Annotated in this window: 17 protein-coding genes; 7 read left to right on the plus strand and 10 right to left on the minus strand. The window is 39.3% G+C overall.

What is annotated here, in order from left to right:
- Positions 1–674 precede the first annotated feature (674 nt).
- Positions 675–2552 (plus strand): tetratricopeptide repeat-containing diguanylate cyclase, encoded by a 1878-nt coding sequence (locus tag KO525_RS14875; RefSeq protein WP_215964630.1) that lies wholly within the window; start codon positions 675–677, stop codon positions 2550–2552.
- Positions 2553–2630: 78 nt separating this feature from the next.
- A complete protein-coding gene (locus tag KO525_RS14880) occupies positions 2631–3035 on the plus strand; it encodes an HIT domain-containing protein (protein ID WP_215964631.1) in 405 nt (134 codons plus the stop codon).
- A gap of 3 nt (positions 3036–3038) precedes the next feature.
- Here the strand turns inward: KO525_RS14880 and trxA are convergent, their stop codons facing one another.
- A complete protein-coding gene (gene trxA, locus KO525_RS14885; RefSeq protein WP_215964632.1) occupies positions 3039–3359 on the minus strand; it encodes a thioredoxin TrxA in 321 nt (106 codons plus the stop codon).
- Positions 3360–3446: 87 nt separating this feature from the next.
- Between trxA and rhlB the strand changes: the two genes are divergently transcribed.
- Both rhlB and gppA read left to right on the plus strand, forming a co-directional pair.
- Positions 3447–4664, plus strand: coding sequence for an ATP-dependent RNA helicase RhlB (rhlB, locus tag KO525_RS14890; protein WP_215964633.1), 1218 nt, complete (start codon positions 3447–3449; stop codon positions 4662–4664).
- 19 nt (positions 4665–4683) lie between these two features.
- Positions 4684–6168, plus strand: a complete 1485-nt coding sequence (gene gppA / locus KO525_RS14895) for a guanosine-5'-triphosphate,3'-diphosphate diphosphatase (protein ID WP_215964634.1) — start codon at positions 4684–4686, stop codon at positions 6166–6168.
- 172 nt (positions 6169–6340) lie between these two features.
- Here gppA and hemB read toward each other — a convergent pair whose 3' ends face one another.
- From hemB to tatA, 6 genes are all read right to left on the minus strand, one after another.
- The gene (hemB, locus tag KO525_RS14900; RefSeq protein WP_215964635.1) at positions 6341–7348 is read right to left on the minus strand and encodes a porphobilinogen synthase; all 1008 of its coding nucleotides are present in this window, start codon (positions 7346–7348) and stop codon (positions 6341–6343) included.
- Entirely contained in the window at positions 7335–8627 is a 1293-nt protein-coding gene (locus KO525_RS14905) for a GGDEF domain-containing protein (protein ID WP_215964636.1), read from the minus strand. Before KO525_RS14905 ends, hemB begins: the two co-directional genes overlap by 14 nt.
- A 176-nt stretch (positions 8628–8803) precedes the next feature.
- A complete protein-coding gene (locus tag KO525_RS14910; RefSeq protein WP_215964637.1) occupies positions 8804–9307 on the minus strand; it encodes a hypothetical protein in 504 nt (167 codons plus the stop codon).
- Positions 9294–10040 carry a twin-arginine translocase subunit TatC gene (tatC, locus tag KO525_RS14915; RefSeq protein ID WP_215964638.1) on the minus strand — a complete coding sequence of 249 codons (747 nt, stop codon included), beginning with the start codon at positions 10038–10040 and terminating at the stop codon, positions 9294–9296. The genes KO525_RS14910 and tatC overlap by 14 nt, the downstream gene beginning before the upstream one ends.
- Positions 10021–10347, minus strand: coding sequence for a Sec-independent protein translocase protein TatB (gene tatB, locus KO525_RS14920; protein WP_215964639.1), 327 nt, complete (start codon positions 10345–10347; stop codon positions 10021–10023). Before tatB ends, tatC begins: the two co-directional genes overlap by 20 nt.
- A complete protein-coding gene (gene tatA / locus KO525_RS14925; protein WP_215964640.1) occupies positions 10347–10568 on the minus strand; it encodes a twin-arginine translocase TatA/TatE family subunit in 222 nt (73 codons plus the stop codon). Before tatA ends, tatB begins: the two co-directional genes overlap by 1 nt.
- Before the next feature lie 113 nt (positions 10569–10681).
- Between tatA and KO525_RS14930 the strand changes: the two genes are divergently transcribed.
- Positions 10682–11839, plus strand: a complete 1158-nt coding sequence (locus KO525_RS14930; RefSeq protein WP_215964641.1) for a hypothetical protein — start codon at positions 10682–10684, stop codon at positions 11837–11839.
- Positions 11840–11856: 17 nt separating this feature from the next.
- Here KO525_RS14930 and ubiB read toward each other — a convergent pair whose 3' ends face one another.
- From ubiB to ubiE, 3 genes are read right to left on the minus strand one after another with little or no spacing between them, the layout of a single operon-like run.
- Positions 11857–13515 (minus strand): ubiquinone biosynthesis regulatory protein kinase UbiB, encoded by a 1659-nt coding sequence (ubiB, locus tag KO525_RS14935; protein ID WP_252736540.1) that lies wholly within the window; start codon positions 13513–13515, stop codon positions 11857–11859.
- Entirely contained in the window at positions 13512–14114 is a 603-nt protein-coding gene (locus tag KO525_RS14940; protein WP_215964642.1) for an SCP2 domain-containing protein, read from the minus strand. The genes ubiB and KO525_RS14940 overlap by 4 nt, the downstream gene beginning before the upstream one ends.
- Before the next feature lie 2 nt (positions 14115–14116).
- Positions 14117–14878 (minus strand): bifunctional demethylmenaquinone methyltransferase/2-methoxy-6-polyprenyl-1,4-benzoquinol methylase UbiE, encoded by a 762-nt coding sequence (gene ubiE / locus KO525_RS14945; protein ID WP_215964643.1) that lies wholly within the window; start codon positions 14876–14878, stop codon positions 14117–14119.
- Positions 14879–15034: 156 nt separating this feature from the next.
- On the opposite strand from ubiE, the gene KO525_RS14950 reads away from it, so the two are divergent.
- Positions 15035–15538 (plus strand): hypothetical protein, encoded by a 504-nt coding sequence (locus KO525_RS14950; RefSeq protein WP_215964644.1) that lies wholly within the window; start codon positions 15035–15037, stop codon positions 15536–15538.
- A gap of 48 nt (positions 15539–15586) precedes the next feature.
- Complete coding sequence (locus KO525_RS14955; protein WP_215964645.1) at positions 15587–17527, plus strand: EAL domain-containing protein; 1941 nt, start codon at positions 15587–15589, stop codon at positions 17525–17527.
- Positions 17528–17562 lie beyond the last annotated feature (35 nt).

Below are 17562 nucleotides of genomic sequence, written 5' to 3' on the forward strand. Positions count from 1 at the left end.
TAGTGACTGGGATGTATGAGCCAATTTTCGAATATTCCTCTATGATGAACCTAGCCATATTAGATCAGATATTTAACCAAAATGGTTTAACATGATTTGTATAGGTAAGGACTAGAATCAGTAGGTGGTTTTTCGTAGCTAATATTTACTAGGCTTTTGTTTACAAAGCTAATATTTACAAAGCTTTGTAAACAAAAGCTATGATTATAAAAAGCTGAGGTTTAAGTATTGGTGTTTTACGTTAAACGTTAGTTAAGAAATTTAGGCACTTTTTTGGCACAAGTAGAAGACACCGCCTTTGTTAATTAGGGTTTGTTAGTCAGAATTATTAAGCTGTTCAAACAAATAAAGTATTTTGACTTTTTATGCAAAATTGAATAAACGGACTAAGATTAGTGCGGTAGTAAAAGTGCGATTAGTTTGCCGTGATTATTAACTCAATAAATTCGACATTATTCCAAAGATTTACAATAGTACTAAAAATACTCTTATTGCTTATTATATTAGATAGTTGCGTCTTACCAGAAAGTTGGTAAATTGAGCATCTTGAATTACAGATAGAAGTATTTTTGCCGACTTCTAACGTGTAAGAGTTTAAATTTCATTTATGGCGAACTAGGTTATTTGGCTCTAAAATGAGAGAGACCGAAAATTTTGGAAGATGTAAGGGATAGATGTTTCATTTTTTAAAGCTGAGTTGGATTATTGCAGTTTTGCTATTTGCCAGTTGCGGCGTGACGGCTGATACGTATTCAAAAGATAAACTAATTTCGGAACTCGATAATTTAAAAATCAGCAAGATCGCTGTACTCGGTGTCGCCCTTGATAAATCAAAAGATCTGTTGGCTTCAGCCCAACTACATGCTGATAAACAATCGATAGTAAAAGCCGTATTAATACAAGCTGAGATTCTTAAAAAACTAGAAAGGTATCAAGAGGCGCAAGAATTACTTGATACCTACAGTAACAGAATTGAATCGCTAGATGATCCAACCTTTAACCTTAGAGCAGACTTGCTCCGCCTTGCTTTATTAGACAATGCAGCAGAGTTTGACAAGTCTAAGCAGTTAACTCAAAAAATTATTTCTAAAATTAAGAGAGCTTCACAAAATGAGCTTGTTGCTAGATCTTACCTTGAAGTTGGTTATAGTTATTATCTAGATACTGGAATGGACAAAGCGATAGAATTTTATAATAAGGCCTATGAGATATATTTTAGACTTAATGAAGAATCGGGCTTGGCTGACGTTTTTAATTCCTTATCATTGGTTTATGGCGAGCAAGGCGATAAAAATTTAGCGGTTAATTATTTGAAAAAAGCCCTCGCTATATACAGCAAGCTTGGTTACCGCCATGCAGCATCGTTAGCGCATTATAATTTAGGGTTTACCTACGTAGACATGGGGCTTCTAGAGGAAGCAAAGTCGCAGTTTAGTGCTTCAATTGAAATTAGCCTAGACATCGATGACAAGTTAAATTTGGCGTATTCGAAATCGGCACTAGCACGGATTTTTATTAAGCAATCACAATTTGTTAATGCGGCAAATCTTTACAAAGAATCCATAGCTATTTTCAAATATTTTGACGATGAAGTCACTTCATTCCGTATGAAGGTTGGCCTGCTAGAGTCGTATATCGGAAGCAAAGATAAAATTGCTGCCGGTAAGTTATTTAATAAGCTTCAAATAGATTACGCCAAATATGGGCAACCGGGTTACCCAAGTAAGTTCCTGTTAATCTCTGCGCGATATCACGAACTAATGATGGACTATAAACGCGCCTTTGAAACACAATTGGATTATAGCCAGCGACTACTAAAAAACTTTGACCGGGTTCAAGAACAGGACGTAGAGAAGCTAATGGTTGAGTTTGATAGTAAAATTAAGGAATCTGAAAACTTATTACTACTCAAAGACAATGAAGTAAAAAAACTTAGGTTAGAGCAACAAAATAGTCGGCTTTTCTTTTTAATCTTAGTGGCAGTTATGGCGATTTTAATAGTGGTTGTTATTGGCTTCTTGTTATATCGACAAACTCTACACCGGACTCGGTTTCAGAAAATGGCCTTACGTGATCATTTAACTAACGCCCCTAATCGACGTGCGGTTCTACAATATGCAAAAGAACGTTTCTCTGAAGCACGACAAACAAATATGAACTTTACCATTGCTTTAGTTGACTTAGATCACTTCAAAACCTTTAACGACCAATATGGCCATGACGTTGGCGACGAAGTTTTAAAATCTTTCTCTAATGCCTGTGCATCTGCGCTAAGAAAGCAAGACCGATATGGACGTTATGGTGGAGAAGAGTGGTTATTAGTGTTGGGTGATACAGATAAAAACGAAGTCACCCAGATATTTAACAGACTAAAAGCTAACTTAGAGAAAATAAGCATCAACGGTGTTGAAAAGCCTCTTACGGTTTTGTTTAGTATGGGTGTCGCTCAATATGATCCTGACACCGATAAAAACGTCCAAGACATGATCCGTCGCGCTGATAGTAACCTTTATGAAGCAAAAGGCATGGGAAGAGACCGAGTAATTCAATAACTGTCTTTTTGCCAGGCTCCTTTTTGCTTTAGGGCCAAATGTCTGCCTTCAATACTCATATAAGAAGTTAACTACACTATGTTTAAACTAAATCATCGATTCGAAGAAGACTCTATTTTTGTCACTAAACTCGAACTTTGCCAAGTTCGATTGCAAAACGATGCTCGCTTTCCCTGGTTTATTTTAATCCCCGAGGTTGAGGGGGTTGAAGAAGTTGATGCGTTGAGCGTTTCTCAACAGCACGTACTAATTGATGAAAGTTCTAAAGTGTCAGCTGCACTTAGGACCGTAGTTTCTGCTGATAAAATAAATGTCGCTAATCTTGGGAACATTGTTCGTCAACTGCATTGGCATGTGGTTGCGAGAACAGAAAATGACGTTGCCTGGCCAGGCCCTATTTGGGGGGTTGGTACAGCAGAAAAATATGAAGACAAAAAAAGAGTCGAATTAATCGACTCTTTTCTAACTGCATTAAACAAGTAAATGTTAAACGTTTTCGTTTAAAAACTCGACTAATTGCGTTTTGCTTAGTGCGCCAACTTTAGTAGCTGCAACTTCACCATTTTTAAACAACAATAGTGTTGGAATACCACGAACGCCAAATTTAGGTGGCGTGTTAGGGTTTTGGTCAATGTTCAATTTTGCAATTGTAACGCTGTCCATTTCTTCAGCTACTTCGTTCAAAATCGGAGCAATCATCTTACAAGGCCCGCACCATTCTGCCCAAAAATCTACTAATACAGGTTTGTCGCCGTTTACGACAGAGTCAAAGCTGTCATCGGTTACTGCAACTATTTTATCGCTCATTTTAAACTCCGAAATTATATAAAATTTATACGTCTATTTTGAATAATATGTTTCTTATTGCAAGTGTTAAGGTTATGCTTATCAGCTATGACTAAGACACATTTAACTGAAACAAAATTTACCGACTTTGATGTACATGAAAATGTACTAAAAGCCCTTTCTAAACTTGGCTTCGAGAATTGTACGCCTATCCAGGCTATGTGTATGCCGCTTATCGAAAAAGGTTCCGATATAGCAGGGCAAGCACAAACTGGTACGGGTAAAACGATAGCGTTTTTAACCGCTACATTTAACCGTCTTCTCAAGTCTGACACTAAACCTGGCCAGCCGAAAGCTATTATTTTGGCACCTACTCGCGAATTAGCAATACAAATTCATAAAGACGCTGTGGTATTCGCTGAGACAACTGGGTTATCTCTTGGACTTGTTTATGGGGGCGAAGGTTATGAATCTCAACGCCAACTTTTACAATCAGGAGTTGATGTAGTAATTGGCACGACTGGACGTGTAATTGATTACTTAAAACAAGACGTATATTCGCTTGAAAATATTCAAGCCGTGGTACTAGATGAAGCAGACAGAATGTTTGATTTAGGCTTTATTAAAGACATCCGTTATTTATTTAATAAAATGCCACCTAGTGACCAACGTCTAAACCTAATATTTTCTGCGACAATGAGCTTTAAAGTAAAAGAACTTGCTTTTGAACACATGAATGAACCAACTCATGTTCAAACTGAGCCTGAACAAATGACAGGCCACCGCATAGTAGAAGAGTTATTTTATCCTCAATCTGACCAGAAATTTTTATTGTTACTTTCACTAATCGAAGACGATTGGCCAGATAAAGCAATTATTTTTGCCAATACTAAACACGTTTGTGAAAAAATATATAACTGGATGAAAGCGGATAAACACCGTGTAGGTCTACTAACGGGTGACGTGAATCAGCGTAAACGCTTAAGTATTTTAGATGCGTTTGCAAAAGGTGATTTAGATTTCCTCGTTGCTACTGACGTAGCCGCTCGTGGACTTCATATCCCTGCGGTAACACACGTTTATAACTTTGATTTACCAGATGACCGTGAAGATTACGTGCATCGTATTGGTCGTACCGGCCGAGCGGGTGCTAGCGGGCATGCAATTAGTTTTGCATGTGAATCATATGTTTATAATCTACCAGCTATTGAAGAATATACTGGCCATGCGATACCTGTTTCGCATTATGACGAATCTGCGTTGTTGGACGATGTCCAAAAACCTCGTTATCAGAAACGACGTCATCATCAAAGACGCCGGAGTTAATTGGTAAGGTCAGATGTAAATGGAAAAAAACAGTAGTTATGCCGTAATTGACTTAGGGTCAAATAGCTTTCATATGATGATAGCTCAGGTGGTTGCTGGTAGTGTTCAGATTATTGGCCGGGTGAAACGTAAAGTTCGCCTAGCCTCTGGTCTAGACGAAAATCTCATTTTGTCTGACGAAGCAATGCTAAGAGGTTGGGAATGTCTCGACCTTTTTGCTGAGCGACTTCAAGATATCCCCATTAATAATATCCGCATTGCCGGAACTGCTACACTTAGACTCGCTACAAATGTTTCTGTTTTTTTAGATAAAGCCGAACAAATTTTAGGTTTGCCAATAGAAATTATATCTGGTGAACGCGAAGCGCAAATTATTTACAAAGGTGTTGCTTACACATCAAGTCGAAAAATACGCCGTTTGGTTATTGATATTGGTGGTGCTAGCACTGAGTTAATCGCAGGCGATGGAGATACTCCTGTAATATGTAAAAGTTTGAATGTCGGGTGTGTCACCTATTTAGAGCGTTACTTCCCGGGTGGTTACCTTTCAGAAACGAATTACACTAATGCTATTGCAGCGGCTGAATTAGAAATTTCGACGATTCGCGACCTCTATAAAGATTTTAACTGGAACGAAGAAGTTGGCGCGTCGGGTACGGTGCAAGCCATTCAAGAAATTCTAATCCATCAGGGGCACGACGAAATCATTACGCTGGAAAGGCTTGTGGCTATCATGCAGCAGTCTATCACCTACGGAATTATTGATAATCTGACGATCCCCGGTTTAGTTAAAGACCGTCGCATGGTATTTCCAAGTGGTGTATCGATATTGATCGCAATCTTTAGACAACTGAACTTGACCGGGATGACACTGGCCGGTGGGGCGTTGCGCGAAGGTCAATTGTATTCGATGTTACCTGAACTGACAAAAATGAATGTTCGCAATAGGACAATCGAAAGTGTCATGACACGTTATCATGTCGATAAAGAGCATGCTAAACGAGTTGCAGAGTTGTCGATAAATTTGGCTAAACAAACCGAACCCAGTTGGGATCTGCAACAATTCGAAGCGCTAGACATATTGCGAGCAGCAGCTATGGTCCATGAAGTGGGATTACAAGTCGCCTATAAAGGTCAACAACTGCACTCAAGTTACATACTGGCAAACACCAATTTACCAGGCTTTACCGAAGCGCAGAAAAAATTACTCACTTCTTTGGTGTTAAACCACAGGGAAGACATAGATAAAGACTCGCTTTATAAGCAAAGTTCAACGTCAGTGTTACTTGCATGTCGTTTAGCTCGTATATTGAGGTTAGCGGTTATTTTGGCGCTCAGACGAGCAGACGAAGTTTTACCTGCAGTTGAAATTGTTGTAACCAATGAAGATATCGCGCTCAAATTGCCTAAAAACTGGTTGGATAACAATCCACTAAGTAAAGCAGAACTGAACCAAGAAGCGGGTTCACAAGCTGAACTAGGATGGAAATTATTTCTGGATTAAAGACATATACATAAATGAGTACAAAAAAACCGAAATCAAATTTCTGACTTCGGTTTTTTTTTGGTTTTTAATTTGTTCTTAATAAACAGGATAAGCCCTAAATCGCACGTCCTTTTTGTTTAAGTGCATTGATTGAAGGCTAATCAATCAGGAATTAGGCTTATTGCCGAACTTATTCGTTTAACCAAATCGCGGCTCTTTTGGCAAAGTAGGTTAATATCCCGTCTGCGCCGGCGCGTTTAAATGCTAGTAAGGATTCCATCACAGTTTCTCGTTCAGACAACCAGCCATTTTGAATTGCCGCCATGTGCATGGCATATTCACCACTTACTTGATAAGCATAAGTTGGTACTTGGTACGTGTCTTTTACGGCTTTTACGATATCAAGATAAGGCATGCCCGGTTTAACCATAACCATATCAGCACCTTCTTCAAGGTCTTGGGCGACTTCACGCAAAGCTTCATTAGAATTAGCAGGGTCCATTTGATAGGTCTTTTTATCTGCACCTTTGAGATTACCAGCAGAACCTACGGCGTCTCTAAAGGGCCCGTAATAATTAGATGCGTATTTTGCCGAATACGCCAAAATAGAGGTGTTGTGATATCCGGCAATTTCTAATGCGTCTCTTATTTCCCCTATTCGACCATCCATCATATCGCTTGGTGCAACTACATCCGCTCCAGCTTCAGCATGCGACAGTGCTTGTTTGACTAAAATTTCAGTAGTAATGTCGTTAAGGACATAACCGTTGTCGTCGATGATGCCGTCTTGGCCATGGATTGTGAATGGATCTAATGCAACGTCGGTAATAACGCCTAGTTCAGGGCAGGCCGCTTTGACAGCGCGAACCGCTTTTTGAGCCAAACCCTCTGGATTATATGCCTCTTCAGCCATAACTGATTTTATAGATTGCGGTGTTACCGGAAAAATCGCAATGGCCGGTATGCCCAACGAAACTAATTCTTTTGCTTCATTAACGAGATGATCAATGGTCATGCGTTCTATGCCAGGCATCGAATCGATAGTTTCTTTTTTGTCTGTCCCATCCAATATAAACATCGGATATATTAAGTCATTTGTAGTTAATACGTGTTCACGCATAAGTCGACGTGAAAAATCATTTTTACGCATTCTGCGCATTCGCGTAAATGGAAATGCACCTAAATCATTGTGTGGCATTAATATTTTCCTCTGAATTAAATATGATAACTCGATTTCGCCCCGTTTCTTTGGCCTGATATAAGGCGTCATCGGCTTGACCAATAATATCCTTTGGGCTCATCGAATGAGTTGCATCGGTAAAACCTACGCCAAAACTTGCATTACAACTTACGGGGCCTTTTTCACTATTAATCGCAAGTTGAGAAATCTTTATTCTGATTTTTTCTGCAAGGGCAAATGCTCCCAGCTTTTCAGTATTTGGCAAAATGAGTGCAAACTCTTCGCCACCGTAGCGGAATACTTCGTCGGTTGAGCGCTGCAAGGTTTCTGCGGCGGTGAGCGCAACGCTTCTAATAACTTCATCGCCGATCAAATGCCCGTAGGTGTCGTTAACTTTTTTAAAGTGGTCTATGTCAAACATAACTAAAGATAGCGGCAGTTGTTCACGTCTGGAACGGCGTAGTTCCGCTAAAATGCGTTTATCAAAATGCCTGCGATTATGGATATTGGATAAAGCATCTAATGTATTTAGTTTTTCTAATTCGTGATTTTTCTCTTTCAGTTCACGTAGGGTAACTTGCATCTCAAAATTTTGGTCGGCTAGTGTTTTATTTAGTTGATCAACCGTTTCTTCATCCGGACCAGAGCCGTTTGAGGTTGTTTGCTGCCAGTAGTTTTCAACTACATAATAAATGATGGCAAACATCCAAAGAGTTTGCGGCGTTAAATTCGATTGCAGGTTTGCAGCGAGAAAAATAACCGTATAAAGCACAGAAACAATGAGTAAAGAAAGTGGAATGTAATGTGTTTTTGGTGTTTCAAAATGGATGTTGGCATTTTCAAAAGCAAATAAAAGATAGCTTAATAGAGACGTTAAAAAGACAAAGGTTAGTATCAACAGAAATACGCTTGGCGGCGCAATAAAAGTAGTAAGCGGAGTTAATATGGTAAAACTACAGGAAAGCTTAAGAAGCAAAGTTATGCGGGGGGAAATGTCCTGACCTAAAGATAAGTAGCAATACAAAGTAATTAAGTTAAATGCGAATAACGCCAAGGATGCATAAATAGTAATGACTTGAGCAATGGTATCAGACCCTAAACTCAGGGAATTATCGAGGTTCAAACTTAAAGTCATCAGCATTAGAGAAAGTAAAAAGCCGCTTTGTAAGCCATTTACTATTGATTTTTTCTGGATGGCGATGATGCCGTTAAATAACATGGAGCCGATGATAAGCCCCATCCAAATATACGCTAAAGGAGATAACTGATAAATTTCAAATATCGGGTTATTGAACATAAATTAAATTTGGTTCATTAAATTAGCTGAATTCCCTATGGATCCAAGTTGAGTCTACAGCGCAAAATATAAATATAACGCTAAACCGAATAACTTCCATCCCAATATTTTTGTTATCTTTTAACCTAACGCAAATTTTAACGATACGTCGACGCCACCAAGCATTTTATTTAATACTATTTTAGGCGTTTTATCTTGTATTGATTATTTGAATTTGCTTTTTTAAGGGTGAATGAGCCCAATATTGCACGTTCTATAACAATGACTTCGTTTGCCTTTAGCTTAAGCCTGTCCGTTGTGGTCTGTTTCCAAATTTGACCATTATCTAAATAAATCTTTAAATGGCCATATGCCGTTTTTTTGACTTTAGTTACGGTAGCGGTAATTTGTTCTGCAGATTGTTCGTCCAAATATTGCTTGTGTTCGAGGCCAAATTTACTGTTAGCTGACTTTTTAGGCGCTTGTTTTACTGCCTCGTCGCTGTGAGCTACTTTGCCTTTGCTAGAAAAAACACGATCTGCCAATTTGTCGTAACAATTGAGTCGTTTGATATCTGCTTTGATGCTGTTGCATGCGGCATAGTCTTTATTAGAAATACCCGCAGCATTAGCAGAAAATACTGAAGTTACTGCTATTAATGTGAGTAGGAAAATGAAAAACTGCGTTTTACTTGTTGTCATCTTGTTCTCGCTTTTTATTTACAATCGTCGCCATAATTAGCCCAAGCTCGAATAACATCCACATTGGAATTGCCAGTAATGTTTGGCTAATAACATCCGGAGGAGTGAGCAACATTCCAAGTATAAAGGCACCTACTACAACATAAGGTCGTTTTGTTTTTAGTGTTTCTACATCGGTGATCCCAGCCCAACAAAGGACAAAAACAACGATTGGAACTTCAAATGCAAAACCAAATGCGATAAATATTTTAAGAATAAAATCCAAGTAACTGCTTATATCGGTCGCTATCGTAATACCTTCTGGGGCTACACTGGTAAAGAATGCAAAGGCGAGCGGAAAGACAATAAAATAGGCAAATGCAATACCACTGTAAAAAAGAAAAACAGAGGAAAATAAGATAGGCGCAGCGAGTTTTTTTTCGTGACTATATAAACCCGGCGCAATAAATCCCCACATTTGATGCAGCAAATACGGGAACGCCGCAACGATGGATAACATGAAAGCAAGTTTAAATGGCGTTAAAAATGGTGCAGCAACATCGGTTGCAATCATGCTTGCACCCTCAGGCAAAACATCAATTAATGGCGCCGCTATTTGGGTATATATCTCGTTTGCAAACACAGCCAATACGGCAAAACACAAAAGAACGGCAACAACGCTGCGAATTAACCGTTGTCGAATTTCTATTAAGTGCTCAATGATTGGGGGTTTTTCAGTCTTTTCTGTTGTCATCAGACTTATCTTTTTGGTGCTCAACATTAAGCGGTTGGTTTACGCTTTCTGCCGCTTTGGTAAGCTCATCTACAGATTTCTGTAGCTCGGGGGATAGGCTTTCCAATCCTTGTTGTTCAGCCTTTTTGAGGTTTTCATGGAGCTCGTGCACTCGTAATTGCTCGTTTACTTCCGCACTAAAGCTCTGTGTCATCTGTGACAACTGCCGTTTGAACTGCACTACTTTACGCATAGCAGCTGGCAAGCGATCAGGCCCTAACACAATTGTGCCAACAACCGCGATGAGAATCAGCTCCCAGAATCCCACTAGTCTTTTTTCACTTTTTCTTTGTTGGTTTCAACAAACTCAGCATCTTTCTTTTCGTCAGTTTTATCTTCAACTACGGGTTCGTCAGAAACAGAATTTTTAAATCCTTTAACGGCAGAGCCAAGATCGCTTCCTAATGATTTCAATCTCTTAGTGCCAAATAATAAAATTACAATTACCAAAACGATCAGTAATTGCCAAATGCTAATTCCACCAAACATGTAACGCCCCTTTTTAAACAATTACTGCTATTATAAAGTCATAAGTGCTCAAATTCATACCCTTATATCACATTAAAACGATGCAATCGGTCGAGGAACAGGATGCCTACAAAATGTACGGGAAATTAATCACTAATATTTTAATATTTGTGAGTTTGATATTCGAAGTTATGGCTACGGAATTGCCTTCAAGTCCACAACAAGATATCTGCAAAGGCAGTGATGATACGGTCTCGTCGGTAAAAACTGAATCGAAAGAAAATACTAACGCTCCCAGTCCTCAATGCGTCAATCAATCACTACCTCCGCCGGTCGAAAATAAAACAGATAAAGATATAACCGAATTAGAAAAAGAGCTCGAAGAAAAACGACTAAAAGTATTGTTTGTCGATGTTAATACGGTGATGGAAACTGTCGGCGATACTATGGATTGGACGGCAAACTGGGTTGATGGTTATTTTGCAAATGGTAAGCCCGGTAGCGACAAAGCAAAAGCCTGGGGTCATGTTGTTATGGGCTGGGAACCACGTGATGGTGAGTGGGGAAATTTTCCCGTTAAATTTAAAGTAAGAGCCAAACTTCCTAATCTAAAGGATCGTGTCGAACTAATTTTAACTGACGATGAGCAAGATGATTTTAAAAATTTACCCTACGAATCTGTTCGTCCCGATGCGTACAAATCGAGTGAGCGTTCTTTAGGTGCCGCGATTCGTTTTCTACATTCAGTATCGGAGGATATCAGTACATCTTCTAGATTAGGGTGGGGTGACAACCAACTTTACGCCCGTTCGCAAATGTCCTATCGTAAGAAGTTTTTTAATGACAAAGTGTCATTAACGCTGCAACCCTCTTTAGAATATTATGTGAGTGACGGTTGGGGTAGTCGCTTTCTAATCGACACTGGATTAGAAGTCAGTCCCATTAATGAACTACGTTTAAACTATTCTATCCGTGACTTACAAACCTATGAAAGCCCAGAATGGCGTTCGGGTTTGTATTCAATTACGGCAGTGAGTGACAAGTCTGTCGTGATCGTTGGCTTATCTTCGGTTGGTGTTGTAAAGCCCAAATACGCTCCGGAGTTTTACAAATTTAGTGTTCGTTACCGCAGAAAAGCTATCCGGAGTTGGATATTTTTTGAAGTCGAACCGTTCCTAGAGTTTAGTCGTGAACCGGATGTTGATAGTTTAGTCTCTAAGCATGGTTATACCGAATTCCAACGAGACATCGGCATAACCCTTAGATTTGAAGTGCATTATGGATTTTTGTAATGAATGATCTGCAATGACTAGCGGTTTTTAATGAAAACCCGATAAGCAAAGTAGATAACTGCAAGGCCCAAAAATCCACTTAACCCAAACCACAGTTGATTGTCGAATTTGGCAAACAACGCTGTGAGTAACAAAGATAAACTCGATAGTGAAAATAACGTGAGGTCTTTCACAAATTGTTTGTGTCCATTTTGCGCTATCTGATATTCGCTAATGAGTTGTTGCTGTAATGTGGGTAACTGCTTAATGCTAGTTAAACTTGCGTGTACTAAATCTGGTAAACCTGGGGCCTTTTCAATCCAATAAGGCGCATTTGATTTAATTTGTTTCCACGCTGATTTAAAGCCAATTTGCTGATTAACCCAGTCTTCTAAAAATGGTTTTGCGGTTTGCCACAAATCAAGTTGCGGATAAAGTTGTCTTCCTAGCCCTTCAACATACAACAGTGTTTTTTGCAGCAATACGAGTTGTGGTTGTACTTCCATTTCAAACTGTCTTGCGGTGTCGAATAAACCGATTAACACTTGAGCAAAAGATATTTGGTCCAGAGGTTTATTAAAGATAGGTTCGCAAACCGTGCGTATTGCCATCTCAAATTGTTCGACATTCACATGCGCTGGAACCCAGCCAGATTCAACATGCAATTGAGCAACTTTTAGATAATCACGGTTAAAAAATGCGACAAAATTTTCAGCAAGATAGCGTTTGTCACCAGAATTTAAGGTGCCCATGATCCCAAAGTCGATTCCGATGTATTGTGGATTTTCAGGAGTTGTCTCAGCAACAAAAATATTACCAGGGTGCATATCGGCATGGAAAAAACTGTCCCGAAACACCTGAGTAAAAAATACGCTCACGCCTTTTTCTGCAAGTCGTTTTAAATCTGTATTTTGGCTTTTTAGTCGCTCAACATCAGAGACAGGGATGCCATAAATACGCTCCATAACCAGCATGTTTTTACGGCAATGTTCACTGTAAATTTCTGGAATATAGAGGTCATCAGATTGTTCAAAATTTCGTTTTAATTGCTGACCATTTGCGGCTTCTTGCGCGAGGTTTAATTCACTATGTATGGTTTTTTCGTATTCTTCTATGACTTCTAAAGGGCGTAAACGAACGCCGTCTTTTAAATAACGTTTAACAAGACCCGCAGCGAGTTTCATTAAGCTAATATCGGCTTCAATTTGCTGCGTAATACCGGGTCTAATGACCTTTATTACAATATCTTTTGGCTGTTGGTCAACGAGTAGTGTTGCGGCATGAACCTGAGCAATAGACGCTGTTGCTAACGGTGTGGTTTCAAAGGTTTCAAAGCGTTGGTGGATATCGTCGATGCCAAGTGCCTGACAAATGATGTGTTTTGCTTGTTCGCCGTCAAAGGGAGCGATTTGATCCTGCAGTTTTGATAACTCAACACTAAATTCGTCAGACAATAAATCTTTGCGAGTGGATAACATTTGCCCAAGCTTAATCCAAACTGGGCCAAGAGATTCAAGGGCCAGTCTAATATTGTATGCGTTGGCTGATTTTTGTTTGGTTTTTGGATACCAGAAAAACACCAAAAGAATTAGCTTGATATACCAAGGACGGAGATGCTTTGGAATGCCGCTAAACAAGCGATAGTACAAAGCGGTATGGAATATAAATGCCAAGCGGCTTAAGTTCGAGAGTTTCAAACTGACTTCCTAAATTGAGTGAACATTGAGAATAAACGCTCAGTTTGAGCATGCAAGTTGTCGACGTCTTCAATAAATTGGTTTATTTCAATGTTATCTGGCGTGACTTTGAGTTCGTCGGTCAAGGCGGAAGCAACTGTGTAATCAATATCGGCAAGCTTGCGGGCAAGTAATTGGTTTAATTTTATGATGACGCTTGCAATACGGTGTGCAAGTGCATCACCTAAATACGTCGACAACCACTCTTGCCAATCTATGTTGCTTTCAATTAACAAATTTGAATAGGCCTGTGCAATTCCAAGGTCGCCCTCAAGTTCGAGTTCATCCGATTTGATGAGTTTGGTCAGCACCGAGGCATCGGATAACGATTTTAATTTATCGAATTTTGTACGGACGGTGCAGTCGCTACCTTCAGCATTGGTCATTAACTTAATTTGGTTATTAATGACCAACAAACTCAGTGACAGTTTTAAATCGGTTAACGTGACAGTGAATTTTTTGTTTTCTAACTTAGCCAGTTTTTGCTTTGCATTGTAGTCGTAACCGAGTGCTTCGTTCAGCGCCGGTTCAATAATCATAAAGGCAGCATTTAACAGCATAGTTAGAATTTAAATCCTTTGTGTAACGCGACAATACCGCCGGTTAGGTTAGAATAGTTAACTTGGTCAAAGCCCGCGCTCTGCATCATCGTTTTAAGTGTTTCTTGATCCGGGTGCATTCGAATCGACTCAGATAGGTACAAATAGCTTTCTTTGTCATTGGCAATTAATTGGCCAACGTTAGGTAATATGTTAAACGAATAAAAGTCATATACCTTGCTTAACCACTCTTGGTTTGGCTTAGAGAACTCAAGTACTAATAATCGTCCACCAGGCTTTAATACGCGATAAATCGATTTAAGCGCTGCGTCTTTGTCAGTTACGTTACGTAAACCAAATGCAATAGTAACAATGTCGAATGTATTGTCGGCGAATGGTAATGCCTCTGCATTTGCTTGAATGTATTCTACGTTGCCAACAACGCCTAAGTTTTCAAGCTTTTCACGACCTACTTTTATCATTGAGTCGTTTATGTCGGCTAAAACGACTTGACCGTTTTCACCAACGATTTCGCTAAATTTACGCGTTAAGTCACCAGTACCACCGGCTAAATCGAGTACCTTGTTTCCGGGGCGCACTGCACTAGCATCAATTGTAAAGCGCTTCCAAACCCGATGAATTCCCATCGACATTAAATCGTTCATAATGTCGTATTTCGCCGCGACAGAATGAAAAACATTTGCGACTAGGTTTTGTTTGTCATTTTTGTCTACAGTTTGGTAACCAAAATGGGTTTTTTCTTCGGATTTAAATTCTGAGGTCATTGATTTTTGCGTACTGTTTTAATTGAATGAAGCTAGTTTACTGAATTGTGTAGGCGAAACCAAAGAAAAAATCAGAATATCGAATTGTAGAATACTTAACCAAATCTAATTTCTTTGCTAGACTGACAAAATAATAACAATAAAAAAAAGCACCTTATGCGCATACTTATTTTTATCGTGTCATTGATTTACACCATGAACCTTGCCGATGCCAGTCAGCAAGCGCTTTTGCGTGTTCAGTGGCAACAATTAGAATTGCAAAAACACACTTTAGATAAAAATCAAAAACTCAGTCGAGTTCAGGCGCTGACTGCTCAAATTCAATCCAATAACTTAAATGCTACTCATGTTTCGCAACTCTATAACGATGTTTTTGAAACGGGAACGGCGAATGACGCTGAATTAGCATTTATGAAATGGTCGATGTTATCTCAACTAGGCTTTGACTCATCTGCTTTTCGGTTGGTCTATTTAAATCAAAATAATCATAATCAAGTAGCCTTATTATTTAACAGTAGTGATGGCGCTCGTATTTTGCTTCGTGACCAAGTATTAGATAAAGCTGAATTTAATGAACATTTAAATTTACAACACTTGTCGGTGGTATCTGTAATCGACCCTGCGTCGGTGCATTTTAGTCGTGCTGGAACTCGAATTTAATAGTGAATTGTCGCTGAATTGTTATTTGTGATCTTTTGAGGTGTTGAATTGAAACTTTCCCGTCAGCTGTTTGTAATCCACAGTTTAATTATTACCCTCTTAGTCGCCGGATACGCGTGGCTTTCTTTGTTAAACGTAAGGCAACTTACGGTGCAAGAGTTAGTGAATCAATCGAATACTGCTGCCCAATATTTATCTGACCCCCTCCATTTGGCGTTAATGTCTGCAAACCAAGAACTCTATCAAGCCAAAATAGACAGTTTTTATGATGCGGGGAATTATTCACGTATTAGTTTGTTTGCAGCGGATGCCACTAAATCCGTTTTATATCAACGTACTGATCTCAGCGCTACCGCGGGGGTGCCGCTTTGGTTCCAAACGATATTGCCACTAGAAGTTATAATGGGAAGCCAAGAACTGTATCGCGGTATTGATAAAATTGGCGAGTTGGAAGTTGAAATACATCCATATGCGTTTTATCAGTTTATTTGGCGACAGTTTACCGACATGTTATCTATTACTATTTTTGTCGGACTTATCGCATGGGCTTTAGGGCTCGCTCTTTTTAATATTGTATTGCGCCCCATTAGCGCGGTTCAACGCCAGGCGGCAGCTGTTGCTAATAAACATTATCCACAAATAGAAACTCGGTCAGGTATTGCTGAGTTTGAGCAGTTGATTCAAGCCCACAATGATATGACCAAACAAATTAAAATTTTGTTTGATACGCAACAGGAACGGATGGATGAACTCAAACATAGCGTTTATCACGATACCGTGTCGGGATTACCTAACCGCGAATACTTTAACTCTGCCATAACCGATGTGATTAACACAGAAAATGACAAGGTTCATTGCGGCTTGGTGGTCGTGCATTTAACTAATTTGGGTAAGTTGAAACTCGAACAGGGTTTTCCTACCTATAAAACGGTACTTGAATTTGTAAAAAATAGCGTCGAACGAACCCATGGTTTAGGCAAAAACATTCAATTATTTCAATTGAACGAACAAGAAATGGGCGTTTTGTTATTGCATTTTGGGGCGCAGGAAATTGTTGATTTTACCAAAGACATTGCAAAGCAGATGGTCGATTGCACGCCTTTAAAAATATACGGCGGTGCCGTTTTAGGTGCAGTTGAGCTCTTAGAAACGGATACCAACAAATCACTGTTAAAACGAGTTGATACTGCGCTTAAACATGCGATTACCCAAGGTAAACGGTTTTATGTTGATAGCTCCGTTGTTAATGAGGCGGGCTCAACGGTTTATGGTTCTAAAGGAGAGTTATTAGCAGCGATGGAAACAGCACGAGTTGAGTTCTTTCTTCAACCTGTAGTTTCCACCAGTCAAAATACCTTGTTGTTTACCGAGCTATATACGAAGTTGACGGTCAACGATCAGCCTGTTTCACTTGGTACTGTTATTACAATGGCTGAAAAATTTGATGTAACTGCAGTGCTTGACCAACGGATCTTAGAAGAACTTCATAAACATTTTTTATTTGGCGCTGTCGCGGGCAAAATTTCTATCAATGTATCGGCATTTTCACTTAAGTCCGAAGAGTTTATGAAATGGTTAGTGGAAATGTTAGAAAGCTCACCGGGGTTGGCTAATAATTTGATCATGGAATTTGATGAAATAGATTTGTCTCACTGCCAAACTGCGCGCGAAGCCAGTTTTAGAATCGCCAATATGGGGGTGCAAATTGCAATCGACCACTTTGGTCGTGGCTCAAGTAGTTTGGCGAGATTTTCTGATATGAAAGTTCATTGGCTAAAACTCGATAGCCGGTATATTAACCATGAAGACTCGTCGGCAAACAAAGACTACTTAAGTATGATTTGTGATCTCGTTGATAAACTAGGTGTTAATGCGGTTATTCCTAATATAGAAACTCATACACAGCTAGACTTAGCAAAAGAAGTAGGTGCATACGGCGTTCAAGGATTCTTAATAGCAAAACCACTGTCAATTTATGAGCAAATCTAATTTGCAAGGTTTAGTAACCTGTATCCCATTTTGAG

The organism is Psychrosphaera sp. B3R10, assembly GCF_018861025.1.
Lineage (GTDB): Bacteria > Pseudomonadota > Gammaproteobacteria > Enterobacterales > Alteromonadaceae > Psychrosphaera > Psychrosphaera algicola.